This window comes from Solibacillus sp. FSL W8-0372 (assembly GCF_037969735.1).
Classification (GTDB): Bacteria; Bacillota; Bacilli; order Bacillales_A; family Planococcaceae; genus Solibacillus; species Solibacillus faecavium.
The window spans coordinates 952,753-978,211 of record NZ_CP150204.1; the positions used below are offsets into that span (position 1 = coordinate 952,753).

Genomic DNA, 25,459 nt, shown 5'->3' on the forward strand with positions numbered 1-25,459 from the left:
AAAAGCTTTGAAAAACATTGACAAATTCATATGATTGAATTTAAGAAAATAACAATACCTCTATAAGGAGGAAAACAGATGGCAGATTATTTAGTAATTGTTGAATCACCTGCAAAGGCAAAAACAATTGAACGCTACTTAGGAAAAAAATATAAAGTAAAAGCTTCAATTGGACATGTACGTGATTTACCACGTAGTCAAATGGGAATTGATACCGAAAATAATTATGAACCAAAATATATTACGATTCGAGGAAAAGGTCCGGTACTCCAGGATCTGAAATCGGCAGCAAAAAAAGTGAAAAAGATTTATCTCGCAGCCGATCCAGACCGTGAAGGGGAAGCAATTGCCTGGCACTTAGCAACAGCATTGAATGTTGATATTCAATCAGATTGCCGTGTCGTATTTAATGAAATTACGAAAGAAGCCATATTAGAAAGCTTCAAACACCCACGTCCGATTAATATGGATCTAGTGGATGCACAACAAGCACGTCGTATTCTAGACCGTCTAGTAGGTTATAATATTAGTCCGATTCTATGGAAAAAAGTGAAAAAAGGCTTGTCTGCAGGTCGTGTGCAATCGGTTTCATTGCGTCTAATTATCGATCGGGAAAATGAAATTAAAAGCTTTATACCAGAAGAATATTGGTCTATTGATGCGAGCTTCGAGAAAAGTAAAAAGCAATTTGATGCTTTCTACTACGGAGACGGCAAAGAAAAAATTAAACTAACAAATGAAGCCCAGGTTAAGGATGTTTTAAAACGTGTAAAAGGCTCTGACTTCGAAGTTATGAATGTTGTAAAGAAAGAGCGTAAGCGTAATGCATCACCTGCTTTCACTACATCCTCACTACAACAAGAAGCCGCGCGTAAGTTAAACTTCCGTGCGAAAAAAACAATGATGCTTGCCCAACAGCTTTATGAAGGTATTGAGCTAAGCAAAAAAGAAGGCGCAGTCGGCTTAATTACGTATATGCGTACAGACTCAACCCGAATTTCGGAAACTGCAAAATCGGAAGCTATATCGTATATCGAAACAAAGTACGGCAAAGACTTCATCGCGTTAGAGCAAAAACAAGCGAAATCAAAGGCGAATGCACAAGATGCCCATGAAGCGATTCGACCAACGAGTGCGATGCGTACGCCAGAAGAACTAAAAACGATTTTAAGCCGTGATCAGCTGCGTCTGTACCGTTTAATTTGGGAACGCTTTATCGCTAGTCAAATGGCGCCGGCAGTCCTGGATACGGTAACAGTAGACCTTCAGAATAACGATGTATTATTCCGTGCAAATGGTTCTCAAGTAAAGTTTGCGGGATTCATGAAACTTTATATCGAAGGAACAGATGATCAAACAGAAGAAACGAATAAACTCCTTCCTGAAATGAAGGTTGGCGATAAAGTTAAGTCACTTGAAATCGAGCCGAAGCAACATTTCACACAACCACCACCACGCTATTCGGAGGCGCGTCTTGTGAAATCGTTAGAGGAGCTAGGTATAGGTCGACCATCAACATATGCACCGACATTGGATACCATTCAAAAACGTGGCTATGTTCAACTGGATGCAAAACGTTTCGTACCTACAGAGCTTGGTGAAATTGTCCACCAGGCAACACTGGAGTTTTTCCCGGAAATCATTAATATCGAATTCACTGCACAAATGGAACAGAATCTGGATGAAATCGAAGAAGGCATTACAAAATGGGTAAATGTAATCGATGAATTTTATAAAGATTTTGAACCACGTGTTAAACATGCGGATGAAGTGATGGAAAAAATCGAAATAAAAGATGAGCCTGCAGGAGAAGACTGTGAAAAATGCGGTAATCCAATGGTATTTAAACTTGGACGTTACGGGAAATTTATGGCTTGTTCCAACTTCCCTGATTGCCGTAACACAAAAGCGATAGTCAAACCGATCGATGTTAAATGTCCAACATGTGACGATGGTGAAATTGTTGAGCGTAAATCCAAAACGAAGCGGATTTTCTACGGTTGCAATCGCTATCCGGATTGTGATTTTGTTTCATGGGATAAGCCAATTAGTAGACCTTGTCCGAAATGTAGTTCATTATTAGTAGAGAAGAAATTGAAAAAAGGTGTTCAAATTCAATGTACAAACAGTGAATGTGATTATGAAGAAACACCATCACAATAAAATGAAGAGGTAACAAAAATGACACAACAAATAGTAAATGTAATTGGTGCTGGTTTAGCCGGTTCTGAAGCAGCATGGCAAATTGCAAAGCGTGGCGTGAACGTACGTTTATATGAAATGCGCCCTGTAAAGCAAACTCCTGCACATCACACTGATAAATTCGCTGAACTTGTATGTTCCAACTCTTTACGTGCAAATGGCTTAACAAATGCTGTTGGTGTAATCAAAGAAGAAATGCGCAAATTGGATTCTGTTATTATTGCAGCAGCAGACAATAGCTCAGTACCTGCAGGTGGAGCCTTGGCTGTAGACCGTCATGAGTTTGCGGGGCATGTAACAGATAAAGTGAAAAACCATCCGTTAATTGAGGTTATTAATGAAGAAGTAACTGAAATCCCTGAAGGAATTACTGTTATTGCGACAGGACCATTAACATCCGAAGCATTAGCAAAACAAATTCAAGGGCTGACTGGGGAAGAGTATTTATACTTCTATGATGCAGCTGCACCTATTATCGAAAAAGATTCAATCGACATGGACAAAGTATACTTAAAATCACGCTACGACAAAGGTGAAGCGGCATATTTGAATTGTCCAATGACGAAAGAAGAGTTCAACGCATTCCGTGAAGCATTAATTACTGCAGAATGTGCACCACTAAAGGAATTCGAAAAAGAAAAGTATTTCGAAGGCTGTATGCCAATTGAAGTAATGGCTGCTCGTGGTGAAAAAACAATGACATTCGGTCCAATGAAGCCAGTAGGTTTAGAGGATCCTAAAACAAATAAACGTCCATATGCGGTTGTTCAATTGCGTCAGGATGATGCAGCAGGAACACTTTATAATCTGGTAGGTTTCCAAACGCATTTAAAATGGCCTGAACAAAAGCGTGTCTTCTCAATGATTCCAGGTTTAGAGAATTTGGAAATTGTAAGATACGGGGTAATGCACCGTAATACATTTATCAACTCACCGAAAGTGTTAACACAGACGTATCAGTTAAAAGCACGTCCAAACCTATTCTTTGCTGGTCAAATGACTGGAGTTGAAGGTTATGTGGAATCTGCAGGTAGTGGGTTAATAGCGGGAATCAACGCCGCTCGCATGGCGCTAGGTCAAGAGTTGCTGTACTTCCCGCACGAAACAGCGTTAGGTGCGATGGCTCGTTACATTACACATACAGACGCGAAAAACTTCCAGCCGATGAACGTTAACTTCGGGATTTTCCCAGAACTTGGCGAACGCATTAAATCAAAGCCGGAGCGTGCAGAGCGACATGCAAATCGCGCATTGGAATCAATTCAGAATTTTATTAATACTCAAGTAATTTAATTGCGAAAAGCCCTTAAAGACTGATATACTTTAAGGGCTTTTACATTTATACAATAATTCCTGTGAAATAATGGATAAAATAGAAAAAATATCGTGATAATTATTAGATTAGCTGAATAAATACAAGAAAAACGAATAATTCTAGCATATTTTACTTGAAAAGTTATCATGATAGGTATAGTGTCAATATGTATGTTTTTTTAGGAAATATTAAGTGTCCATACACATCATTTTTCTTTTGTATGAAATGGGGGTATACAGGATGGATGTATCATTGCAAAATCATTTAGAACAATTTATTCGATATGTACAGTTGGAAAAGAACTTTTCTCTACATACCGTTCGAGAATATCAATCTGATTTACATGAATTTTTTGCGTTTTTACATTCTGAAGGTGTACAAAAAATTACAGAAGTTGAATATATCCATGCACGTTTGTATGTAACAAAGCTTTATGATGAACAAAAAGCAAGAACTTCCATCTCAAGGAAAATCTCATCTATCCGTTCTTTTTTTCGGTTTTTAAATCGAGAACTGAATATTGATGATGCTCCGTTTCGTTCACTTTATCATCCGAAAAAGGAAGAGCGATTACCGAGCTTTTTTTATGAGGAAGAATTGAAACAACTATTCGAAAAAAATGAAGGCAATGAGCCAATCCAAATTCGCAATATTGCATTGTTGGAGATTCTATATGCTACCGGCATGCGTGTAAGTGAATGTGTAAGTTTAGAAATTGCAGACATCGATTTTCATTACAGTATTGTCCGTGTCATGGGAAAAGGGCGTAAAGAGCGAATTATCCCGTTTGGACAGTATGCGCATGAGGCACTTACTCGTTATATAGAGCAGGTCCGTCCATCTTTAATGAAAAAAGAAAACCATCAAAAAGTCTTTGTCAATATGCGAGGTGGCGAACTTACTACCCGCGGTGTGCGTTATATATTAAGTGAGATGATCGATAATGCAAGTATGCACACTAAAATTTATCCACATATGCTGCGCCACACCTTTGCTACGCATCTATTGAATAATGGAGCGGATATGCGTACAGTTCAGGAATTACTAGGGCACGCGAATTTATCTTCAACTCAGATTTATACTCATGTAACGAAAGAAGCTTTAAGAAAGACATATATGAAAAGTCATCCGAGAGCATAAGTTAAGGGGGAAATGAAATATGGGTCAAATTCATGCGACAACGATATTCGCCGTTCATCATAAAGGTGAATGTGCAATGGCCGGGGATGGTCAAGTAACACTAGGAAATGCTGTTGTAATGAAGCATACGGCACGTAAGGTCAGACGTCTGTTTAATGGGAAAGTGTTAGCGGGATTTGCTGGTTCTGTTGCAGATGCATTTACATTATTTGAAATGTTTGAGGCAAAGCTCAATGAATATAATGGCAATCTACAAAGGGCTGCAGTCGAAGTAGCGAAACAATGGCGTGGAGATAAAATGCTGCGACAGCTAGAGGCTATGCTACTCGTAATGGATAAATCAACATTGCTGCTTGTATCAGGCACAGGTGAAGTAATTGAACCGGATGATGGTATTTTAGCAATCGGTTCAGGTGGGAATTACGCATTATCCGCGGGTCGTGCATTAAAGAAACATGCTGCAGATCATTTGACGGCAAAGGAAATCGCAGAGGCTGCATTAACGACTGCTGCGGATATTTGTGTGTTTACAAACCATAATATAATCGTGGAGGTATTATAATGACTTCGATCAATTTAACACCAAGACAGATTACGGAACATTTGAACCGACATATTGTTGGTCAGGAAACTGCCAAGCGTGCTGTTGCGATTGCATTGCGCAACCGTTATCGCCGTTCACTGCTAAGTGAAGAACTAAAAACTGAAGTAATTCCGAAAAATATATTAATGATTGGACCTACTGGTGTAGGGAAGACAGAAATTGCACGTAGAATCGCTAAACTAACGAATGCTCCATTTATTAAAGTGGAGGCAACGAAGTTTACAGAAGTCGGATATGTGGGTCGTGATGTCGAATCAATGGTACGTGACCTAGTGGAAGCGTCCCGTCGCCTTGTGAAAGACGAGATGGTTGAAGCGGTTAAGGAACAAGCTGAGCGTAACGCGAATGATGTACTAATAAAACTATTAGTCCCTTCAAAAGTAAAAGAAAAGCTTACGCAAAATCCATTTGAAATGCTGTTTGGTCAAAAAGATACTGCCCAAGAAGATACAGCTCAGCAGGAAGAGCCAGAAATTCGTACGCGGCGTGCGCAAATTGCTCAGGATTTAAAAGACGGAAAATTAGAAGAACAGTGGGTTACGATTGAAGTAACGGAAAGTGCACCATCACTTTTTGATGCAATGCCGGGGATGAATATGGATAATGCAAACGGTATGCAAGATATGCTGTCTAATTTAATGCCGAAAAAAACAAAAAAACGCAAAGTCCAAGTAAAGGATGCGCGACGCATTTTAGTTCAGGAAGAAGCCAATAAACTAATCGATACAGATGCTTTATCCAGTGAAGCAATTCACCGTGCGGAACAGTCAGGTATTATTTTTATTGATGAAATTGACAAAATTGCGAGTAAAGGTTCTTCCTCTGCAGAAGTATCCCGTGAAGGGGTACAGCGAGATATATTACCAATTGTAGAGGGTTCAACCGTAAATACGAAATATGGAACTGTTAGAACCGATTATATGCTTTTTATCGCAGCAGGTGCTTTCCATATATCTAAGCCGAGTGATTTAATCCCGGAACTGCAAGGACGATTCCCGATTCGTGTAGAACTTGAAAAATTAACGAAGGATGATTTTGTGCGCATATTACAGGAGCCGGATCAGTCGTTAATTTTACAATATAAAGCGTTACTTGAAACAGAAGGCGTTACTCTAGAATTTACAAAAGAAGCAATTGAACGTATTGCAGAAATTGCTACAGAAGTAAATCAGGAAACAGACAATATTGGTGCCCGTCGACTTCACACAATTTTGGAACGTTTACTTGAAGAGTTATCTTATGAAGCTTCTGAAATTGCACCGGCACATATCGACATTACCCCGAATTATGTCGATCAAAAATTGTCGAATATAGTAAAAAATAAAGATTTATCGCAATTTATTCTGTAATAATAAGTTGAAATAGTATCTTTAAATTGTAAAAACCTTTAGAATATTAAGTGAATTAAACAAGTCCTGTAGGAGGAAATAGAAATGAATTTATTAACAAAAACACGAAAAATCAACTCAATGTTACAAGCATCCGCTGGGAAACCAGTTAACTTTAAAGAAATGGCCAACACTTTAGGTGATATAATCGAAAGTAACGTATTTATCGTAAGCCGAAAAGGGAAATTGTTGGGTATTTCAATTCACCAGCAAATCGAGAATGAGCGTATGAAAAAAATGTTTGAAGTGCGTCAATTCCCGGAAGCATATACACAAAACCTATTCAATATTACTGAAACATCTCCTAACTTGGATGTTAACAATGAACATACAGCATTCCCTGTTGAAAACAAAGATCTGTTTTCAAACGGTTTAACTACTATTGTTCCTATTATTGGTGGCGGTGATCGTTTAGGAACGTTAATTTTAGCGCGCATAAGTGATCAATTTGAAGATGATGATTTAATACTTGCTGAATATGGGGCAACTGTTGTTGGTATGGAAATCTTGCGTGAAAAGTCGGAAGAGATTGAAGAGGAAGCACGTTCGAAGGCTGTTGTTCAAATGGCGATTAACTCGTTATCTTATTCGGAACTTGAAGCGATTGAGCATATTTTTGAAGAGCTAGACGGCAATGAAGGTTTGCTAGTAGCTTCTAAAATTGCTGACCGTGTAGGAATTACTCGCTCGGTTATCGTTAACGCATTACGTAAACTTGAATCCGCGGGTGTTATTGAATCACGCTCTTTAGGGATGAAGGGAACATATATTAAAGTTTTAAATGATAAATTCTTAACAGCTTTAGCTGAAATCAAAATGAAATAAAAAAAATTACAGACATAATGAGGTTCTCCTTGTTATGTCTGTTTTTTTATTTTAGCCGAATAATTATAAAGAACTATAATGGTTAATTATGTAAAAGTAATGATAGTTATGAATTAGAATAAGAAATCAAATAAATATTATTTATACCTATGATAAATTATAAATGATGTGACAAATGTTTTGTTACAATATTATGAATTGTTATAATAAAACCCGACTTTCACAGGGTTTTAGTGTATGATATGTTAGGTTGAATTTAAATGAAGCACTAAATACTCATTTGTAATGAAGTGCTTAATATACTAAAAAGTAGTAACTTTATATTATAATAATAAAATGTTAGGTGCAAAAGGATTAAGTTACTCTGTAATATTTCAATTTTATTGATTTAAATACTAATTTAGTAAAAAGAAAAATACAAAAAATAGTCAAATAAGCCTATCTAATAGGGACAAAAGTCAATAGACACTATGGATTATTATAATTACAATTGTATTATTAAGTTTTTAGGAACATTATTTAGCAAACAATGAATGAGGTGAGCAATTTGGATTTATTTGGTGGCACTATACGCAACCTGGAAAATGGACTTTCGTATGCTACATTAAAGAATAAAGCAATTTCCCAAAATATTGCAAATGTTGATACACCGAACTATAAAACAAAAGAAGTAAGCTTTAAAGACGTTTTCAATGATGTGAAAAAAGATTCTATCTCGGCCTATCGTACAGATGCCAGACATTACGATTTTAAAATGGAAATTGGCGGTAATGGTGTTTACTCAAATAATTTCCGTAGTAGACCAAATGGTAACGCAGTGAATATGGATGCCGAACAAGCAAAATTGGCAGAAAACACAATTTACTACAATGCGCTTATCGACCGGATTAGCAGTAAATTCTCAACATTAAATAATGTTGTCAAAGGAGGGAGATAATCATGTCGATTTTTCATAGTATGAATACGACAGCTTCTGCCTTAACGACACAACGTTTGCGCATGGATGTTATTTCTTCGAATATAGCAAATGTTGATACGACCCGGGCAAAACAAGTGAACGGAGAATGGGAGCCATACCGTAAGAAATCCGTTACTTTAAAAGAACAGGAAGGTCAATTTTCCAGTTTCTTGAATACTGCGATGGGCAAAACGGTGAAAAGCGGTGTGGGGAGTGGAGTGAAAGTTTCCTCCATTAAAGATGATACAGAGACGCCATTTAAGCTAGTTTATGATCCGGCACATCCTGATGCAAATGATGACGGCTATGTACAAATGTCGAATGTTGACGTATTAAAAGAGATGGTTGATTTAATTTCTGCGAGCAGATCATATGAAGCGAATATTACTGCTTTTAATGCAAACAAAAATATGTTAACAAAAGCTCTAGAAATTGGGAAAGGATGATTATTAAATGGCAATTAATCCAATAACATTTATGTCTCCCGCACAATCTGTGAATGAGTTAAATGTTCAGAATCAAATAACACCTGCAAATGCACAGCAACAATTTGCAAATACTTTAAAAGAAGCGATTGCTAGTGTAAATGAACATCAAAAAACATCAGATACAATGACACAAAAATTAATCAATGGTGGAGATGTTGATTTATTTGAAGTAATGGTTGCAGCGCAAAAAGCAAGTGTTACTTTAAACACAACAATTGAAGTTCGTAATAAAGCTGTGGAAGCTTATCAAGAAATTATGCGTATGAGTGTGTAATGATTTGAACAACGAATAATAAATTGTTGGGCATTCACTATTAGCGGAGGATTCATAATGAATGAACGACTTACTAAAATTAAAAGCGACTCCACTGGTTTCTGGCAAAGTCGCACAAAAAATCAAAAAGGTGCGATAATTGGAGCACTTTTAGCTGTGATTGCAATTGCAGCTACAATTACATATTTTTCGACACGCACTACAATGGCGCAGTTATTTCCGGAAATGTCTCAAGCTGAGGTAGGAAGGATTACGGAAGTACTTGCTTCACAAGGTGTAAAATATGAAGTGACAAATGGTGGTACTACAATACTGGTACCGGAAAATAAAGTGCAGGATCTACAAGTATCGTTAGCGGCACAAGGATATCCTGATTCTGGTGAAATTGATACTTCGTTTTTCACATCGAATGCCGGGTTTGGTATGACGGACAATGAATTTAATGTTATAAAACAAGCGACAATCGAAACTGATTTAGCTAACTTAGTCCGTAAATTCGAAGGTGTTAAAGATGCGAGTGTCATGATAAGTTTACCGGAAGAAGGCGTATTCCTTAAGGATGCGAAAGGTGAGGCACAAGCGGCGATTGTATTAAATACAGCTCCGGGACATAAATTTTCGGATGATCAAATTAAAGGATTATTTAATTTAATCTCTATGAGTATTCCGAATTTACCGAAAGAAAATATTACCATTATGAACCAGTATTCCGAATATTATGACCTTGCTTCTGCAGAAAGTGGGGGTAACGGGATCAATACGGTTACGGGACAGATGGAAGTAAAGAAGACGATTGAACGCGATTTACAGCGCCAAGTTCAGCAAATGCTTGCTACGTTAATCGGACCGGAGAATGTCGTAGTAAATGTATCGGCAGATATTGACTTTAAAAAAGAAAATCGTGAAGAAAACTTAGTACAGCCTGTTGACGAAGAAAATATGACGGGTATAGAAATAAGTGCCCAACGTATTACGGAAACGTATTCAGGTGCAGCTGGAGCCGGAGCAGAGGGTTCCACAGAAGCTGGAGGCGTTACGGATAACTTTGTTGATTATGTGGAAGGTGCTACAGGTGATGGCGATTATGAGCGTGTAGAGGAAACAATTAATAACGATGTCAATCGTATACGTCGTGAAATCCAGGAAAGTCCATACAAAATTCGGAATTTAGGCATTCAAGTAATGGTAGCACCACCTAACGCAGTAGATGAGTTTGATCAAGGTGTCCGTACAGATATCGAGGAAATTTTGTCGACAATTGTCCGTACTTCAATTGATCAAGAAGCTGCAGGTAATTTAACAGATGAAGAGATTGCCAATCGTATAGTTGTATCTGTACAGCAATTCCAAGGTAACAATTCATCCGACGGACAGCCGGAATCAGTTATTCCTTGGTGGGTATGGGTCATTGGCGGTATTTTACTAGTAGCAATTGTCTTACTGATAATTTACGTCATTCGAGTACGTAGACGCAAACAAGAAGAAGAAGAATTGGAAATAATAGAACAGCAACAACAATTAATTGAAATAGAAGATATTTCTGAAGAAAAAGAAACTGAAGCGACTGTACGCCGTAAGCAATTAGAAAAAATGGCAAAAGAAAAGCCAGAAGATTTTGCGAAGCTATTGCGTAGTTGGATTGCTGAAGACTAATAGGAGGTTCAGCTGTGTCCAAGAAAGATAAAGACTTGTCAGGAAAGCAAAAGGCTGCTTTACTGCTGATTTCTCTAGGACCGGAAGTCTCGGCTTCTGTATATAAGCATTTAAGTGAAGAGGAAATTGAACGCCTCACACTAGAAATTTCTGGTGTAAAAAAAGTAGAATCGAATGTTAAAGAAGAGATTATAGAAGAATTTCATCAAATTGCACTTGCGCAAGATTATATTACGCAAGGTGGTATTGGTTATGCAAAGACCGTTCTTGAAAAAGCATTAGGTGCTGAACAAGCGCAGGCTATTTTAAATCGTCTAACTTCCTCGTTGCAAGTAAGACCATTTGATTTTGCTAGAAAAGCAGACCCGTCACAAATTTTTAATTTTATTCAAAATGAACACCCTCAAACAATTGCCCTTATTCTTTCTTATTTGGAACCGGGGCAAGCAGGGGTAATTCTTTCTTCATTGCCACAGGAAGTACAGGCAGATATTGCAAAGCGAATTGCCATTATGGAATCTACTTCACCAGAAGTAATTAGTGAAATTGAATCCGTATTGGAACGTAAATTGTCATCGACAGTTACACAGGATTACACAGAAACAGGTGGCGTCGATGCAGTGGTGGAAGTATTGAATGGTGTAGATCGTCAAACAGAAAAGACAATTCTCGATGCGCTTGAAATTCAAGACCCAGAACTTGCGGAGGAAATTAAGAAACGTATGTTTGTGTTCGAGGATATCGTTACATTGGACAACCGTTCAATTCAACGGGTTATCCGAGACTGTGAAAACGAAGACCTACTATTATCAATGAAAGTTTCTTCAGATGAAGTAAAGGAAATTATTTTCCGCAATATGTCGCAACGTATGGCTGAGACATTCCGTGAAGAAATGGATATTATGGGGCCAGTACGTCTGCGTGATGTAGAAGAAGCACAATCCCGCATCGTTGCAGTAATACGCCGCTTAGAAGATGCAGGGGAAATTATAATTGCACGTGGTGGAGGAGATGACGTAATTGTCTAGAATCATCCGTTCAACAAATGCACAAAAAGCAGAAGAAGCGTCTACTGTAGAGATTAAACTTCAAAACTTCTTCGAGCCTATTCATTATGCGAAAACGGAAGAAGAACAAATGGACGATACACCTCAATTAACGATTGAAGACATTCAACGTGAACGTCAACAAATGTTAAAGGAGACATCAAATGAAATAGAGCAGCAAAAACTTCAGTTCGAGCAATATCGTAATGAACAGCTCGCTACAATTGATGCTCTAAAGCAAGCATGGGAAGAAGAAAAATCATTACTTCAACTAGAAGCGTATGATGCCGGATTTGCCCAAGGATACGAAGATGGTATTCAAAAGGCAAATGCCAATATGCAACAGCAATTGCAAATAGCCAATAATACAATGAATGATGCACAAAAAAATGCTGCCGCCTATATAGAATCACAGGAAACAGTATTACTGGAACTAGCTTTAACGGCTACAGAGCGTATTATTAATGCGCAGCTGGACCGGGATGATCAGCTTTTTGTCTCTATTATTGAACGTGGATTAAAAGAGGCACGTGAAATGAAAGAAATAAAACTATATGTTTCGCCTGAATACCATGCGCTCATTACAGAGCATCATAATGAATTGGCTGAAATGTTTCCTGCAAATGTACCTTTTATGATTTTTGTCAATGAAGATTTAGAGTCTACTGAAAGTTATATAGAAACGAATCATGGACGAATTGTCGTATCGATAGATGACCAATTGCAAGAGCTTCGCCGACAATTATATGAACTAATCGAAAGTAAGGAATGATACGGATGAAAGCGGCTCAATTAGTTGAACAAATTCCTAATTTAAATACATTTAAAAAATATGGAAGAGTTACACGGGTTGTTGGCTTGATGATAGAGTCGCAAGGTCCGGAGAGTTCGATTGGGGATGTATGTAAAATCCATGTTCAAACATCCAAAAACGGTAATCAGGTTTTGCTGGCTGAAGTGGTGGGCTTTAAAGATGAAATCGTCATTTTAATGCCGTATTCATCTTTAAAGGAAATATCAATTGGCTGTCTCGTAGAAGGAACCGGAACACCGTTAGAAGTGAAAGTAGGTCCGGAACTAATCGGGAAAGTATTGGATGCGATGGGAAACCCGTTTGATGGGCAAGCGTTGCCAAGAGGTTTAACAACTGTCCAGACAGAAAAAGATCCCCCAAATCCATTAAGTCGTCCCCCGATAAATGAACAATTGGAAGTTGGGGTAAAGGCTATAGACGGGATGCTTACTGTGGGAAGTGGTCAACGTGTCGGTATATTTGCCGGCTCAGGAGTCGGGAAAAGTACATTGCTCGGTATGATTGCACGTAATACAGAGGCAGATATTAATGTAATCGCCCTTGTCGGTGAGCGTGGACGGGAAGTTCGGGAATTTATTGAACGTGATTTAGGTCCTGAAGGGTTAAAGCGTTCTGTCGTGGTAGCAGCAACTAGTGATCAGCCGGCACTTATGCGAATAAAAGCAGCGTTTACAGCAACAGCGATTGCAGAATATTTCCGGGATCGTGGAAAAAACGTTATGTTGATGATGGATTCCGTGACCCGTGTAGCGATGGCCCAACGTGAAATTGGACTGGCTATCGGAGAACCACCGGCAACTAGAGGATATACTCCTTCTGTATTCGCTATTTTGCCAACATTATTGGAGCGTTCCGGTACGAATGTGAACGGCACAATTACCGCGTTTTATACGGTGTTAGTAGACGGTGATGATATGAATGAACCGATTGCCGATGCAGTGCGCGGAATATTGGATGGACATATCGTATTGGATCGGAATCTTGCAAATAAAGGACAATATCCTGCGATAAATGTGTTAAAGAGCGTAAGTCGTTTGATGAATCATATCGCTGATCCGGAACATGTAAGTGCAGCAAGCCGATTGCGGGAATTGTATTACGCATATTCGAAATCGGAGGACTTAATCAATATAGGTGCTTATAAACGTGGTACATCAAAAGAAATCGATGAAGCTATTTTATATGAACCGCTTATTACCGCGTTTCTAAAGCAAGGGTATAAAGATAAAGTTTCAATCGATCAAACTGTAAATGAAATTATCGCGTTATCGAATGGTGGTGCACGTTAAGTATGAATTACAATTATCGTTTTGAAAAAATCCTTATTGTAAAAGATCAGGAAAAAACAGAATCTGAACTTGCCTTTAAAGAATCAGTCCATGTATTTGAGGAAATTGCGACAAAGCTATATGGACTATTGAAGAAAAAGGAAGGTTTAATTGTCTATCAGCAGGAACGCTTAAAAGAAGGCTCTTCTATAGATGAAATTAACCATTATTCTAAATTCATCGATAGCATGGAAAAAACAATTGAAGATGCCCAGCAAAAAGTAGTACAGGCGCGGGCAAAAATGAATTGGCATGAGCAAAAATTATTAGAAAAAAACTTGGAAGTACGTAAATACGAAAAAATGCGTGAAAACGATTTTGAAAGATTTAAAGAGGATCAGTTACGCATTGAAGCAATGCAACTAGATGAGCTTTCAACGATTGCGTTTTTCAAGAAAGAAATTAGGTGATTCCGTGGCAAAAAGAAATAAAAATAAAATAGAACAACAGGTGGAAGAAAATGAAGTAGAATCTCAACCCGGTTTTTTTAAAAAGTTTTTTTATTTGTTTTTAATTCCATTTATGTTCCTTATTGCAATTTTATTAATTATTACATCTGTGACGGAATATAACGTATTTAAAATGGCGGATGGTGTCGTTGAGAAAATTCCATTTATCAGCTCTGAAGAAGGCGAAGGAGTTATAGAAAACAGTTTAGTAAATGAACAAAAAGTTGTAGAATTGCAAGCGGAGATTCAGGAGAAAGAAGCTCAAATTTCTCAGCTCCAATCACAAATAGATTCTTCTGTAATTGAAAAGGAAGAGCTGTTGGTTGAGCAGGAACGTCTACTGTTTGAAATAGAAAAACTTAAACGCAATCAGGAAGAGACACAAAAGGAATTTAAAGAAATCCTATCAACTTTTGAAAAAATGTCCGCTAAAACGGCAGCACCGATACTAGTTCAAATGAGTGATACGGAAAGCTTGCGTATAATGTCGAGTATGAAACCCGATACATTATCAGCAATTTTTACGAAAATGACTCCTGCAGATGCGGCTCGTTATACCGAGTTATTATCTCAACAATAAGTAACTTTGAAGGGAGGTGGAACAGATGAATATAGGAATGTTACAAACAAAAATGCCGAAGCAAGTATTGCAATCAAATACAGTACAATCTTCAGTACCCAATGAAAAGGCTTTTGGGAGTGTGTTTCAATCTATCGTCTCAACAACAAAGCAGACTAATCAACAAATAGAATCGACTGAAGATTCTTTAGCTAACAGTGTGACAGATATCTTAGAAAATGATTCATTGCTAAGTTTGTTACAGCAATTAGGTATTGAAATGGACGATTCGGAGTTATTTGCTTTCATTGGCGAGGAATGTACACCAATTTCAGTTGATGAAATGTTATCACTTGAAAACCTAGCAGAACTTGTAGGCATGACTGAGGAGCAACTTACTCGAACTATTGAGCAATTATTAGGTAATACAAATCATGAAATTAAAGATATTTGGTCAATTATCGAGCAAGCACCACAAATTTTGAGTGAAATATTAGCGACAATTCAAGGGTTACAACAAAATGATTCCTTAAATGTTCAACCAAAAGAATTACAACAAGTCATTCAATTTTTAAAGTTGACAGAGCTTTTAGGAAATAAAGTTGACACAGTATATCAGCAGGAAGTTCAATTAGGGCAATTAAAAGAAGCATTATTAGCATTGGCAAATGAAACTCGAAAAACAGTTGATCTAGAGCAAAATACGACGAAAACAAGTACTTTTCAACAAATAGTACAACAAGTAACACAGCAATCGTCTCAGCAAAACAGTCAAAATCAATCGCAACAAAATCAATCGACTCAACAGACTACTGTGAAAATTGAATCTGATACACAATCGGCTATTCAATTACAGCAACAATCGACTCAAATAAAAAACGTTACAATTACATTACCAGCTGAAAAACCAGCACAATCAGAGGCGCTAGTAAAAGAAATTCAAAACTTAATCAATCGTAGTCAACTTTCTGGTCAACCAGGCAATATGAAATTGTTTTTAAAACTATTCCCAGAAAACTTAGGTCAAATCCGTATTGAATTAGTGCAAAAAGATGGTGTACTTACTGCTCGATTATTAGCAACGACTGCAATGGGTAAAGAACTATTAGAAAATAATATTAACCAATTAAAAGCTGGCTTTGTAGCGCAAAATATCCAAATGGATAGAATAGATGTCGCACAATCATTACAGGATGCGGATCGTAATACTCGTGATCAAAATTTCTTCAATAACTTCTTCGGTAAACAAAAAGAAGAAGAATTAGAGGAAAAGGAAGATAACCCTGAAGAAGAAACTATTTCGTTTAAAGATTTATTAAGTGAGGAGGTATAGTCAATGACAAACCCAATTTCAAATGATTATTATTTACCTGCAAATAATCCTAATTTCAAAGTAACAGATAAGCAAGATAACGGAGCACTTGGAAAAGATGCGTTTTTAAAAATATTAATTACTCAGCTTCAAAATCAGGACCCAACAAGCCCAATGGACGATAAAGAATTTATTTCACAAATGGCACAGTTTTCTTCTTTAGAGCAAATGCAGAATATGACAAAAGCGATGGAGAACTTACTCGCATCTCAAGAGCAAACGCAGTTAATGAATTATTCAACTTTCGTCGGTAAAGAAGTGAAATGGCATGAGCTTACAGATAAAGTAGATGCAGATAATAAGCCGATTTATAACGAAGGTACAAGCGTTATTAAAGAATTGAAATTTGTAGACGGTGACGCAGTATTCGTCTTAGCAGATGGAAAAGAAATAAAACCCGGTAATATATCATCTATTTTAGGTAGTGATAGTTCAGCACAACCGAGTATCCCAGCTGGGAATCCATTAGCAGAAGCTAGTCAACTTATTGGACAAAAAGTTCAATATACGAGTGGAGAACAGTTAATTGAAGCCATTATTGAAGCCATTAAAACGAATAACGTAAATATCGAGTATATTTTAAATGATGGATCTCGTTTAACGAAGGAACAATTTACTGTCATCACACAAAATACTGAAACGGCGCCAGAGTAAGAGGGGAATATGATGAATCGAGTAAATATACAACATATACCGTATCATCCACCTATCCAGCCAGCAGTTAAACAAAATACCGAGGTATCTAAACAGTCGTTTATAGACCATTTAAAACAAGCAACGGTAGAGGACCTTAAAATAAGTAAGCATGCATCAGAACGTCTGAAGGAACGTAATATTTCAATTTCAGCGAAAGAATGGCAGCAAATTACTGAAAAGGTTTCCGAGGCAAAAGATAAAGGTGTGAAACAGCCATTAGTTCTTTTAGAACAGGCGGCTTTGATTGTAAGTGCTAAAAATGCAACGGTCATTACAGCATTAGACCGTACCGAAGCAAAACAACAAATATTTACAAATATCGATGGAACAATTCTCTTATAGGCTGGACCTTCAGAAGTAAGGAAGCCTACAGTTGTTGACTGATTGAGACAACTAAACAAAAATATAAAATTGGAAATTGAAGGGAGAACGGCATAATATGTTACGTTCAATGTATTCAGGTATTTCAGGGTTAAAAAACTTCCAAACGAAATTAGACGTGATTGGGAATAATATCGCAAATGTTAATACTTATGGATTTAAAAAGGAACGCACAATTTTTAAAGATTTAATATCACAAACACAAGCAGGTGCATCTGCTCCTACTCCAACTCGTGGGGGAGTAAACGCAACTCAAGTAGGTTTAGGTTCACAATTAGCAGCAATTGATACTATTCATAATCCAGGATCAATGCAAACAACAGGACGTATTCTTGACTTAGCAATTTCAGGTGATGGTTTCTTCATGGTAGCCGACTCGTTGGGTGAACCAGATCCTATTACTGGTGATATTGCAGACCCAGGTTATGAAAACATTCTTTATACGCGAGCTGGTAATTTCTATATGGATAGAAATGGTTATTTAGTAAATGGAGAAGGTAAATATTTAGTAGGTCATGCTAATGATACTTTATCGATTGACGATACAACTACAATTGACGGTAGTGAAGCGGATAATGATAAAGAAGAAAATGGTTTACTTTTGCCTGGAAACTTAATTGATGGGAGTGGTGGTGCGCCGCAAATCGATTTAGCAACATTTAGTAATCCTATTCGTATTCCTACTACAGCACAGTCAATGACAATTGGTCAAGATGGAACAGTTAACTATGTTGACTATAAAGGAGACCGTCAATATGCGGGACAACTCATATTAGCGAAGTTTCCAAATGCATCGGGGTTACAGAAAAATGGGGGTAACTATTTCCAAGAAACTGCAAACTCGGGAGTTGCGTATGGTCAAACAGCTACTGTTGAAGGTATCGGTTCTGTTCAATCAGGATTCATGGAAATGTCCAACGTAGACCTTTCTGAAGAATTCACTGAAATGATCGTGGCACAACGTGGTTTCCAGGCAAATTCTCGAATTATCACAACTTCAGATGAGATTTTACAAGAGTTAGTTAACTTAAAACGATAATCTAAAATACAAATTATATATTCATTGTAAAGGGGGGGCGGGCCGGCTCTCAAGTGCAGTTCCGGCCCTATTTCAATGATCGAAGTAACTCGTCTGAATGGCAAAGCATTTACTTTAAATGCTCTATACATAGAAACAGTCGAAGCTTTTCCAGATACCCAAATTACGCTGACGACTGGGCGTAAATTCATTGTTTTAGAAACTGAAGAACAGGTGCGGCAGAAGGTGAAGGTATTTTATCAAAATATACAAGTTTTATCTAACCCGCATCTAAGAGGTGAAGAAGATGAAGAATAATAAATTATTAACGATAATGCTCATTATTTTAGTGACTATTACACTATTAGGTATTATTGTAGTGGTATTAATAACTCAGCTTGATAAACAAAAATCAAGTGGTCCGTCAATTGATGAAATTGTTGAGTCATCAGTCGATATCCCGGAAATTACAACGAATTTAGCTGATGGAAGCTTTGTTCGAATAACGTTAAAAATTCAGGCTTCAGATAAAAAAGCTGGAGAAGAATTACTGAAACGTGATTTCCAAGTGAAAAACATCGTTATTCAGGAACTTTCAGAAATGGAAGAAGAGGCTTTGGAAGGTAAGCAAGGTAAAATAGCTTTCCAGAATTCGATAAAATCTCAAGTAAATGAGTTAATGCAAGTTGGAGAGATTACACAAGTATATATTACTTCATATGTACTTCAATAAATGAATTTACATTATTTTATATCTTGAAATGGAGGTGGGCAAATGGCAGGAGATATAATGTCCCAATCCGAAATTGATGCGCTTTTGTCAGCGATTTCAACAGGAGAAATGTCGGCAGCGGACATGAAAAAAGAAGACGAAACACGGAAAGTTAAAGTGTATGACTTTAAACGTGCATTACGCTTCTCTAAAGACCAAATCCGAAGTTTGACCCGTATACATGAAAATTTTGCGCGACTGTTAACAACCTTCTTTTCCGCTCAGTTAAGAAGTTATGTACAAATAACAGTTGCATCTGTTGACCAAATTCCATTTGAAGAATTTGTTCGTTCTATACCGAATATGACATTAATTAATGTATTTGAGGTGCCGCCATTAGATGGCAATATACTAATGGAGATTAACCCGAATATTGCCTATTCAATGTTGGATCGCTTAATGGGCGGAACGGGTGCAAGTCATAGCAATGTCGATAATTTAACCGAAATAGAAACGAAAATTATGACGAATCTATTTGAACGTTCATTTGATAATTTACGGGAGGCATGGGAAAATATTGCTGAAATCGATCCGATGCTTGTAGAATTAGAAGTTAACCCACAGTTCTTACAAATGATTTCACCAAATGAAACCGTTGTTGTCATTTCATTGAATACTATTATTGGTGAAACAACAGGGATGATTAATATTTGTATACCGCATGTCGTATTGGAGCCAATTGTACCGAATTTATCTGTACGTTACTGGATGCAGACTAATACGAAGGAGATTTCTCCTGAACAAACAAAGATGCTTGAAACACGAGTGAAACAAGCAAAATTACCTGTTATTGCCGAATTAGGTACGACAGATATTACAATTGAAGATTTCTTGGGGATGACGATAGGCGATGTCATTCCGCTAAATCAAAAAATTGATCATCCGTTAACTTTAAAAGTAGGGGATTTACCTAAATTCACCGTACAGCCTGGAAAATTAAATAAAAAAATGGCTGTTCAAATTATCGAACCTTTGAAAGGAGGAGACGAAGATGAGTGATGAAATGCTCTCCCAAGAAGAGATAGAGGCCCTATTAAGAGGGGAGACACTAGATGATGTCTCTGCCAATTTGGAACCTCAAAAAGAAGAAGTGAAAGTTGAGGATTACTTAACTCCAATAGAAATTGATGCATTAGGTGAGGTAGGAAATATATCGTTCGGAAGTTCTGCCACTGCTTTATCTGCATTATTAGGACAAAAGGTTGATATTACAACGCCAAGTATCACAATGATTAATCGTAATCGTTTAGAAGAGGAATTTCCAAATCCTTACGTTGCCGTTCAAGTAGAATATACTGTTGGTTTATCAGGTATGAATTTACTTGTAATTAAACAATCAGATGCTGCAATTATAGCGGACTTAATGCTTGGTGGGGATGGGTTAAACCCGAAACCCCAGTTAAATGAAATACAATTAAGTGCAGTACAGGAAGCGATGAATCAAATGATGGGTTCTGCTGCTACATCGATGTCGACTGTATTTAATCAAAAGGTGGATATTTCACCACCGTCCATTGATTTAATGAACCTTTCGCAAAATGAAGGTACAGATAATATACCGCCGGATGATTTATTAGTGAAAATTTCATTTAGATTGCGCATAGGAGAATTAATAGATTCAAATTTAATGCAATTACTGCCTTTAAAGTTTAGTAAAAAAATAGTAAAGTCATTATTGGGAGAAACTGAAGAGCCTATTGTTGCAACTACAGCAGCTCCGCCTGCACCGGTATCACAACCAGAACCACAACAAACGATGCAACAGGAACAAAATGTACAACAACAGCAAGTTCAACAGCCGATGCATGAGCAACCGGTCCAGCAGCCAATGTATCAGCAACCAATGTACGAACAACCGGTACAACAGCCAAATCAGCAACCAATGTACGAACAACCGGCACAACAGCAAATGTACCAACAACCGGTTTATTCGGCACCAACAGCAAATGTTCAGCAAGCTCAATTTGCTAGCTTCGAATCTGCAAATATAACACAGACAGAAGCACGCAATTTAAATATGCTGCTTGACATTCCATTGCAGGTAACAGTGGAGTTGGGACGTACAAAGCGTTCAGTAAAAGAAATATTGGAGCTTTCTAGTGGTTCTGTAATTGAGCTTGATAAGCTTGCAGGTGAGCCTGTTGATATTTTAGTAAATAGCCGGTTAATCGCAAAAGGTGAAGTAGTAGTAATTGATGAGAACTTTGGTGTTCGAATCACAGATATTTTAAGTCAAGCCGATCGCTTGAACAATCTAAGATAGTTTTCTAATTGGAGGAATCAGAGTATGTCTAAAAGAATTTTAATTGTTGACGATGCAGCTTTCATGCGCATGATGATTAAGGATATTCTAACGAAAAATGGCTATGAAGTAATTGGGGAAGCAGCTGATGGTATCCAGGCAGTTGAAAAGTACAATGAGCTACGTCCGGATTTAGTGACAATGGATATTACAATGCCTGAGATGGATGGCATCGCGGCATTAAAAGCAATTAAAGGCACAGATCCAAATGCTGTGGTCATTATGTGCTCAGCAATGGGACAACAAGCTATGGTAATTGATGCAATTCAAGCCGGTGCAAAAGATTTTATAGTTAAGCCATTCCAAGCTGACCGTGTAATCGAAGCCATTCAAAAAGCATTAGGTTAATGATATGAAAGCAAAAAAATCATTTCGATTTTGGCTTGCTGTTGGAATAGTATTGATGACGGCATTGTTTGCACCAATCTCAAATGGAACTTTTGCGATGGTAAGTAACGTATATGAGAACTGTAATGAAAATCCTGAAGTATGTTCGGAAGAAAATATTTCAGAAGATAATGTTACAGATGCCGACGCAGAATCTACTGAATCGGCATCTGACAGCATCGGTTTCTTGGATTACATAAAAGTTTTAATAGCACTTGTATTTGTACTAGGGCTATTATTGTTTATTTTGAAGTATTTAAACAAACGTAACTTAAACTATCAACAAAATGCCGTAGTTAAAAATATCGGCGGCTTGTCTGTAGGGCAGCAAAAGTCCGTACAATTACTGTTAATCGGTAAAAATGTATATGTAGTAGGTGTAGGGGATAATATTCAGCTTCTCAAGGAAATCGATTCCGAAGAGGAAATTGAACAATTGCTAAGTCAAACTGAAAGCAACCAAACTATGATGAATACTTCACCGTATATTGCAGAGCTGTTCAGAAAATTTTCAAAAAAGAACCGACCGGAAGATGTATCGAATAGCCCTAAATTTAATGATATGTTCAATGAAAAAATAGGGGAAATAAAAAAACAGCGTAGTAATGAGTTAGAGCGTTGGAAAGAGCGGGAGCGTGATGAACGATGAACGATCTTCTTTCCGTCTTTTCTGAAAGCGACCCGGGAAATGTATCCACATCGGTTACGCTATTATTCCTGTTGACGGTTCTCTCATTAGCACCAAGTCTTTTAATATTAATGACATCGTTCGCTCGTATTGTCATCGTACTGTCATTTACTAGGACGGCCCTTGCGACAAACCAAATGCCTCCGAACCAAGTCATTATCGGCTTGGCATTATTTTTAACATTTTTTATCATGGCGCCGACATTCCAGCAAGTAAATGAGCAGGCATTGCAGCCGCTTTTTGATGAAGAAATCAATTTAGAAGAAGCGTATGACAGGGCAACGATACCATTTAAACAATTTATGGCACAGCATACTAGGCAAAAAGATCTGGAATTATTTATAGAATATAACCAAGCGGAGTATCCGGATTCGATAGAAGAAATTCCGATGACGCTGTTAGTACCTGCATTTGCTTTAAGTGAAATTAAAACAGCTTTCCAAATGGGTTTTATGATTTTTATTCCATTTTTAGTTATTGATATGGTTGTCGCAAGTACACTTATGTCAATGGGGATGATGATGCTACCTCCAGTAATGATTTCACTACCATTTAAAATATTGCTGTTTGTACTCGTCGATGGTTGGTATTTAGTGATGAAATCTTTACTTCAAAGTTTTTAGGGGATGATACATAGTGACACAGGAAATGGTCATTGCAGTTGCAGAAAATGCAGTTTTTACAATATTGATAGTTTCGGGACCATTACTTTTAATCGCTTTAGCTAGCGGTCTAGTTGTAAGTATTTTTCAGGCAACAACTTCCATTCAAGAGCAGACATTGGCTTTCGTACCAAAAATCGTAGCTGTATTAGTTGCGATTATATTTTTTGGTCCTTTTATGATTTCAAGAATGACAGATTATTTTCATGATATTTTGAATAATTTAGTCCGGTATATTGGGTGAGAAAATGACGGAAATAATACCGAATCTATCAATATTACTATTAATTTTAGTTCGCGTTTCTGCATTTTTTGTCACTGTACCTTTATTTTCTTACCGTACTATCCCCCCACAAGTACGTATTACTTTGGCAGTTGTTTTAGCGTGGATGATGTATTACACGTTTAATATGGAACCATTTGAAATTAATGGTGTGTATTTATTGCTCGTTTTAAAAGAAGCCATTATCGGGCTCATGTTAGGTTTAGCTGCGATGATTATTATATCTGCTGTTCAGATAGCAGGGGGGTTCATTGATTTCCAGATGGGCTTTGCGATGGCAAACATTATTGATCCTCAAACAGGCGCACAATCTCCTTTAATGGGGCAATTTCTAAACTTTTTAACGTTGCTTTTATTGTTGGCGATTAACGGTCACCATCTACTTTTGGATGGTATATTTTATAGTTATCAATTTTTACCAATGGATCAATTCTTTCCGAAATTTGGGGAAGAAGGAACTGTCTTATTTATTATGAAAATGTTTGTTTCTGTTTTTGCCATTGCATTTCAAATGTCAGCTCCAATAGTTGCAACTCTATTTTTAGTAACATTAGCGTTAGGGATTACAGGGAAAACCGTGCCACAAATGAATATTTTTGTTATCGGCTTTCCTATTAAAATAGCGGTAGGCTTTCTTGTAATGATAGTGACAATGGGTGTATTAGTTGGAGTTATGAAAGAACTGATTGAATTTATGATTGTTTCATTGCGTGATTTAATGGTTATTTTAGGTGGTGGCTAAGATGGAGTTAAAACTCTTAATAAAAGTAGATCTTCAATTTTTTGCAGGAGAAAAGACTGAGAAGGCAACTCCAAAAAAGCGACAGGATGCACGTAAAAAGGGACAAGTATTAAAGAGTCAAGATGTTACTGCAGCTTTTTTATTATTACTTTCATTTTTCTTTTTACTCTTTTTCGCACCATTTATGTATAACGGGGTAAAAGGATTTTTATTACAAGGGCTTGAGCGCAATATGTTAATCGAAACGCTGAATGCCGAAACAGTTATGTATATGTATGTCGAGTCCATAAAAGAGATGGCGATTATAGTTTTACCTATTATGGTTGTCGCCATGATTGCAGGTATTGGAGCTAACTTTTTTCAGTTTGGCTTATTATTTACAACAGAAACTTTAAAAATTGATTTAAAGAAAATGGATCCTATTAAAGGGATAAAAAAAATTATATCTGTCCGGGCAATCGTCAATTTAATTAAATCATTATTGAAAGTGACGTTGATCGGTACGGTTACGACAGTGGTAATCATCATTTACTTGGAAGATGTATTATCACTTGCTTTACATAGTCCCGCAGAAATATTGGCGACTGTTGCCTATTTATCTGCCATTATGGGGATAGCGGCTTCCATAATGCTCATATTCATCGCATTGATTGATTATATTTATGAACGATTTGAATATGAAAAACAATTGAAAATGTCAAAACAGGATATTAAAGATGAACATAAAAATGCAGAAGGTGATCCTTTAATCAAGTCCAAAATTAAACAGCGTCAACGGGAAATGGCGATGCGAAGAATGATGCAGGAAATTCCTGCCGCAGACGTGGTTATTACAAACCCGACCCATTATGCCATTGCGTTAAAATATGATGAGGACGAAATGGATGCGCCAAGAGTGGTGGCAAAAGGGACTGACTTTGTTGCCCAAAAAATAAAGCTTATTGCAAAAGAACATGATGTCATCATGGTCGAAAACCGGCCACTTGCCCGTGCAATGTATGATCAAGTGGAGATCGGCCAAGCAGTGCCTGAAGAATTTTTCAAAGCGGTCGCTGAAGTTCTTGCATATGTATACCGTATTAAACGCAAAATTTAACATAGATTTCAGGAGGG

The 25,459-nt window shown here is 37.3% G+C and carries 29 protein-coding genes; all 29 read left to right on the forward strand.

What is annotated here, in order from left to right; translation table 11 throughout:
- Window positions 1–78: 78 nt before the first annotated feature.
- The 29 genes from topA (at window position 79) to flhB (ending at window position 25,442) form a co-directional block, all read left to right on the forward strand.
- Window positions 79–2,163 carry a type I DNA topoisomerase gene (gene topA / locus MKY13_RS04565; RefSeq protein ID WP_339215485.1) on the forward strand — a complete coding sequence of 695 codons (2,085 nt, stop codon included), beginning with the start codon at window positions 79–81 and terminating at the stop codon, window positions 2,161–2,163.
- Window positions 2,164–2,181: 18 nt separating this feature from the next.
- Complete coding sequence (gene trmFO / locus MKY13_RS04570) at window positions 2,182–3,495, forward strand: FADH(2)-oxidizing methylenetetrahydrofolate--tRNA-(uracil(54)-C(5))-methyltransferase TrmFO (RefSeq protein WP_191698420.1); 1,314 nt, start codon at window positions 2,182–2,184, stop codon at window positions 3,493–3,495.
- Window positions 3,496–3,757: 262 nt separating this feature from the next.
- Entirely contained in the window at window positions 3,758–4,657 is a 900-nt protein-coding gene (xerC, locus tag MKY13_RS04575; RefSeq protein ID WP_191698419.1) for a tyrosine recombinase XerC, read from the forward strand.
- Between the two features lie 19 nt (window positions 4,658–4,676).
- Window positions 4,677–5,219: an ATP-dependent protease subunit HslV gene (hslV, locus tag MKY13_RS04580; RefSeq protein ID WP_191698418.1), complete on the forward strand. Its 543-nt coding sequence runs from the start codon at window positions 4,677–4,679 to the stop codon at window positions 5,217–5,219.
- Window positions 5,219–6,610: an ATP-dependent protease ATPase subunit HslU gene (gene hslU, locus MKY13_RS04585; protein WP_339215489.1), complete on the forward strand. Its 1,392-nt coding sequence runs from the start codon at window positions 5,219–5,221 to the stop codon at window positions 6,608–6,610. Before hslV ends, hslU begins: the two co-directional genes overlap by 1 nt.
- Before the next feature lie 84 nt (window positions 6,611–6,694).
- A complete protein-coding gene (gene codY / locus MKY13_RS04590) occupies window positions 6,695–7,474 on the forward strand; it encodes a GTP-sensing pleiotropic transcriptional regulator CodY (protein ID WP_191698416.1) in 780 nt (259 codons plus the stop codon).
- Between the two features lie 547 nt (window positions 7,475–8,021).
- Window positions 8,022–8,411, forward strand: coding sequence for a flagellar basal body rod protein FlgB (flgB, locus tag MKY13_RS04595; RefSeq protein ID WP_191698415.1), 390 nt, complete (start codon window positions 8,022–8,024; stop codon window positions 8,409–8,411).
- 2 nt (window positions 8,412–8,413) lie between these two features.
- A complete protein-coding gene (gene flgC / locus MKY13_RS04600) occupies window positions 8,414–8,878 on the forward strand; it encodes a flagellar basal body rod protein FlgC (RefSeq protein ID WP_339215492.1) in 465 nt (154 codons plus the stop codon).
- A gap of 7 nt (window positions 8,879–8,885) precedes the next feature.
- Window positions 8,886–9,194: a flagellar hook-basal body complex protein FliE gene (gene fliE, locus MKY13_RS04605; protein ID WP_191698413.1), complete on the forward strand. Its 309-nt coding sequence runs from the start codon at window positions 8,886–8,888 to the stop codon at window positions 9,192–9,194.
- 57 nt (window positions 9,195–9,251) lie between these two features.
- A complete protein-coding gene (fliF, locus tag MKY13_RS04610; RefSeq protein ID WP_191698412.1) occupies window positions 9,252–10,847 on the forward strand; it encodes a flagellar basal-body MS-ring/collar protein FliF in 1,596 nt (531 codons plus the stop codon).
- Between the two features lie 14 nt (window positions 10,848–10,861).
- The gene (gene fliG, locus MKY13_RS04615; protein WP_191698411.1) at window positions 10,862–11,875 is read left to right on the forward strand and encodes a flagellar motor switch protein FliG; all 1,014 of its coding nucleotides are present in this window, start codon (window positions 10,862–10,864) and stop codon (window positions 11,873–11,875) included.
- Window positions 11,868–12,665 (forward strand): FliH/SctL family protein, encoded by a 798-nt coding sequence (locus MKY13_RS04620; protein WP_191698410.1) that lies wholly within the window; start codon window positions 11,868–11,870, stop codon window positions 12,663–12,665. Before fliG ends, MKY13_RS04620 begins: the two co-directional genes overlap by 8 nt.
- A gap of 5 nt (window positions 12,666–12,670) precedes the next feature.
- Window positions 12,671–13,996, forward strand: a complete 1,326-nt coding sequence (gene fliI / locus MKY13_RS04625; RefSeq protein WP_191698409.1) for a flagellar protein export ATPase FliI — start codon at window positions 12,671–12,673, stop codon at window positions 13,994–13,996.
- Between the two features lie 2 nt (window positions 13,997–13,998).
- Window positions 13,999–14,445 carry a flagellar export protein FliJ gene (gene fliJ / locus MKY13_RS04630; protein WP_339215496.1) on the forward strand — a complete coding sequence of 149 codons (447 nt, stop codon included), beginning with the start codon at window positions 13,999–14,001 and terminating at the stop codon, window positions 14,443–14,445.
- Window positions 14,402–15,064, forward strand: a complete 663-nt coding sequence (locus MKY13_RS04635; RefSeq protein ID WP_191698407.1) for a hypothetical protein — start codon at window positions 14,402–14,404, stop codon at window positions 15,062–15,064. The genes fliJ and MKY13_RS04635 overlap by 44 nt, the downstream gene beginning before the upstream one ends.
- A 25-nt stretch (window positions 15,065–15,089) precedes the next feature.
- Window positions 15,090–16,376: a flagellar hook-length control protein FliK gene (locus tag MKY13_RS04640; protein WP_339215498.1), complete on the forward strand. Its 1,287-nt coding sequence runs from the start codon at window positions 15,090–15,092 to the stop codon at window positions 16,374–16,376.
- Between the two features lie 3 nt (window positions 16,377–16,379).
- Window positions 16,380–17,069: a flagellar hook assembly protein FlgD gene (gene flgD / locus MKY13_RS04645; protein WP_339215500.1), complete on the forward strand. Its 690-nt coding sequence runs from the start codon at window positions 16,380–16,382 to the stop codon at window positions 17,067–17,069.
- A 12-nt stretch (window positions 17,070–17,081) separates the two neighbouring features.
- Window positions 17,082–17,453, forward strand: a complete 372-nt coding sequence (locus MKY13_RS04650; RefSeq protein ID WP_191698741.1) for a TIGR02530 family flagellar biosynthesis protein — start codon at window positions 17,082–17,084, stop codon at window positions 17,451–17,453.
- 97 nt (window positions 17,454–17,550) lie between these two features.
- The gene (locus MKY13_RS04655; RefSeq protein WP_191698404.1) at window positions 17,551–18,531 is read left to right on the forward strand and encodes a flagellar hook-basal body complex protein; all 981 of its coding nucleotides are present in this window, start codon (window positions 17,551–17,553) and stop codon (window positions 18,529–18,531) included.
- 75 nt (window positions 18,532–18,606) lie between these two features.
- Entirely contained in the window at window positions 18,607–18,828 is a 222-nt protein-coding gene (locus tag MKY13_RS04660) for a flagellar FlbD family protein (protein ID WP_191698403.1), read from the forward strand.
- Complete coding sequence (fliL, locus tag MKY13_RS04665) at window positions 18,818–19,243, forward strand: flagellar basal body-associated protein FliL (protein ID WP_191698402.1); 426 nt, start codon at window positions 18,818–18,820, stop codon at window positions 19,241–19,243. Before MKY13_RS04660 ends, fliL begins: the two co-directional genes overlap by 11 nt.
- A gap of 42 nt (window positions 19,244–19,285) precedes the next feature.
- Window positions 19,286–20,281 carry a flagellar motor switch protein FliM gene (gene fliM, locus MKY13_RS04670; RefSeq protein ID WP_191698401.1) on the forward strand — a complete coding sequence of 332 codons (996 nt, stop codon included), beginning with the start codon at window positions 19,286–19,288 and terminating at the stop codon, window positions 20,279–20,281.
- Entirely contained in the window at window positions 20,274–21,545 is a 1,272-nt protein-coding gene (gene fliY, locus MKY13_RS04675; RefSeq protein WP_339215503.1) for a flagellar motor switch phosphatase FliY, read from the forward strand. The genes fliM and fliY overlap by 8 nt, the downstream gene beginning before the upstream one ends.
- A gap of 24 nt (window positions 21,546–21,569) precedes the next feature.
- Window positions 21,570–21,932: a response regulator gene (locus MKY13_RS04680; RefSeq protein ID WP_191698399.1), complete on the forward strand. Its 363-nt coding sequence runs from the start codon at window positions 21,570–21,572 to the stop codon at window positions 21,930–21,932.
- Between the two features lie 4 nt (window positions 21,933–21,936).
- A complete protein-coding gene (locus MKY13_RS04685; RefSeq protein ID WP_191698398.1) occupies window positions 21,937–22,620 on the forward strand; it encodes a flagellar biosynthetic protein FliO in 684 nt (227 codons plus the stop codon).
- A complete protein-coding gene (gene fliP, locus MKY13_RS04690) occupies window positions 22,617–23,282 on the forward strand; it encodes a flagellar type III secretion system pore protein FliP (RefSeq protein ID WP_008403271.1) in 666 nt (221 codons plus the stop codon). Before MKY13_RS04685 ends, fliP begins: the two co-directional genes overlap by 4 nt.
- 13 nt (window positions 23,283–23,295) lie before the next feature.
- Complete coding sequence (gene fliQ / locus MKY13_RS04695) at window positions 23,296–23,565, forward strand: flagellar biosynthesis protein FliQ (protein ID WP_191698397.1); 270 nt, start codon at window positions 23,296–23,298, stop codon at window positions 23,563–23,565.
- Window positions 23,566–23,569: 4 nt separating this feature from the next.
- The gene (gene fliR, locus MKY13_RS04700) at window positions 23,570–24,346 is read left to right on the forward strand and encodes a flagellar biosynthetic protein FliR (protein WP_191698396.1); all 777 of its coding nucleotides are present in this window, start codon (window positions 23,570–23,572) and stop codon (window positions 24,344–24,346) included.
- Between the two features lies 1 nt (window position 24,347).
- Window positions 24,348–25,442, forward strand: a complete 1,095-nt coding sequence (gene flhB, locus MKY13_RS04705) for a flagellar biosynthesis protein FlhB (protein WP_191698395.1) — start codon at window positions 24,348–24,350, stop codon at window positions 25,440–25,442.
- Window positions 25,443–25,459 lie beyond the last annotated feature (17 nt).

Bases quoted from the DNA above. Each gene is read 5' to 3' on its own strand.
- topA (WP_339215485.1), top strand. From the start codon at position 79: ATGGCAGATTATTTAGTAATTGTTGAATCACCTGCAAAGGCAAAAACA.
- trmFO (WP_191698420.1), top strand. From the start codon at position 2,182: ATGACACAACAAATAGTAAATGTAATTGGTGCTGGTTTAGCCGGTTCT.
- xerC (WP_191698419.1), top strand. From the start codon at position 3,758: ATGGATGTATCATTGCAAAATCATTTAGAACAATTTATTCGATATGTA.
- hslV (WP_191698418.1), top strand. From the start codon at position 4,677: ATGGGTCAAATTCATGCGACAACGATATTCGCCGTTCATCATAAAGGT.
- hslU (WP_339215489.1), top strand. From the start codon at position 5,219: ATGACTTCGATCAATTTAACACCAAGACAGATTACGGAACATTTGAAC.
- codY (WP_191698416.1), top strand. From the start codon at position 6,695: ATGAATTTATTAACAAAAACACGAAAAATCAACTCAATGTTACAAGCA.
- flgC (WP_339215492.1), top strand. From the start codon at position 8,414: ATGTCGATTTTTCATAGTATGAATACGACAGCTTCTGCCTTAACGACA.
- fliE (WP_191698413.1), top strand. From the start codon at position 8,886: ATGGCAATTAATCCAATAACATTTATGTCTCCCGCACAATCTGTGAAT.
- fliF (WP_191698412.1), top strand. From the start codon at position 9,252: ATGAATGAACGACTTACTAAAATTAAAAGCGACTCCACTGGTTTCTGG.
- fliI (WP_191698409.1), top strand. From the start codon at position 12,671: ATGAAAGCGGCTCAATTAGTTGAACAAATTCCTAATTTAAATACATTT.
- fliJ (WP_339215496.1), top strand. From the start codon at position 13,999: ATGAATTACAATTATCGTTTTGAAAAAATCCTTATTGTAAAAGATCAG.
- MKY13_RS04635 (WP_191698407.1), top strand. From the start codon at position 14,402: ATGAGCTTTCAACGATTGCGTTTTTCAAGAAAGAAATTAGGTGATTCC.
- MKY13_RS04640 (WP_339215498.1), top strand. From the start codon at position 15,090: ATGAATATAGGAATGTTACAAACAAAAATGCCGAAGCAAGTATTGCAA.
- flgD (WP_339215500.1), top strand. From the start codon at position 16,380: ATGACAAACCCAATTTCAAATGATTATTATTTACCTGCAAATAATCCT.
- MKY13_RS04650 (WP_191698741.1), top strand. From the start codon at position 17,082: ATGAATCGAGTAAATATACAACATATACCGTATCATCCACCTATCCAG.
- MKY13_RS04655 (WP_191698404.1), top strand. From the start codon at position 17,551: ATGTTACGTTCAATGTATTCAGGTATTTCAGGGTTAAAAAACTTCCAA.
- MKY13_RS04660 (WP_191698403.1), top strand. From the start codon at position 18,607: ATGATCGAAGTAACTCGTCTGAATGGCAAAGCATTTACTTTAAATGCT.
- fliL (WP_191698402.1), top strand. From the start codon at position 18,818: ATGAAGAATAATAAATTATTAACGATAATGCTCATTATTTTAGTGACT.
- fliM (WP_191698401.1), top strand. From the start codon at position 19,286: ATGGCAGGAGATATAATGTCCCAATCCGAAATTGATGCGCTTTTGTCA.
- fliY (WP_339215503.1), top strand. From the start codon at position 20,274: ATGAGTGATGAAATGCTCTCCCAAGAAGAGATAGAGGCCCTATTAAGA.
- MKY13_RS04680 (WP_191698399.1), top strand. From the start codon at position 21,570: ATGTCTAAAAGAATTTTAATTGTTGACGATGCAGCTTTCATGCGCATG.
- MKY13_RS04685 (WP_191698398.1), top strand. From the start codon at position 21,937: ATGAAAGCAAAAAAATCATTTCGATTTTGGCTTGCTGTTGGAATAGTA.
- fliP (WP_008403271.1), top strand. From the start codon at position 22,617: ATGAACGATCTTCTTTCCGTCTTTTCTGAAAGCGACCCGGGAAATGTA.
- fliR (WP_191698396.1), top strand. From the start codon at position 23,570: ATGACGGAAATAATACCGAATCTATCAATATTACTATTAATTTTAGTT.
- flhB (WP_191698395.1), top strand. From the start codon at position 24,348: ATGGAGTTAAAACTCTTAATAAAAGTAGATCTTCAATTTTTTGCAGGA.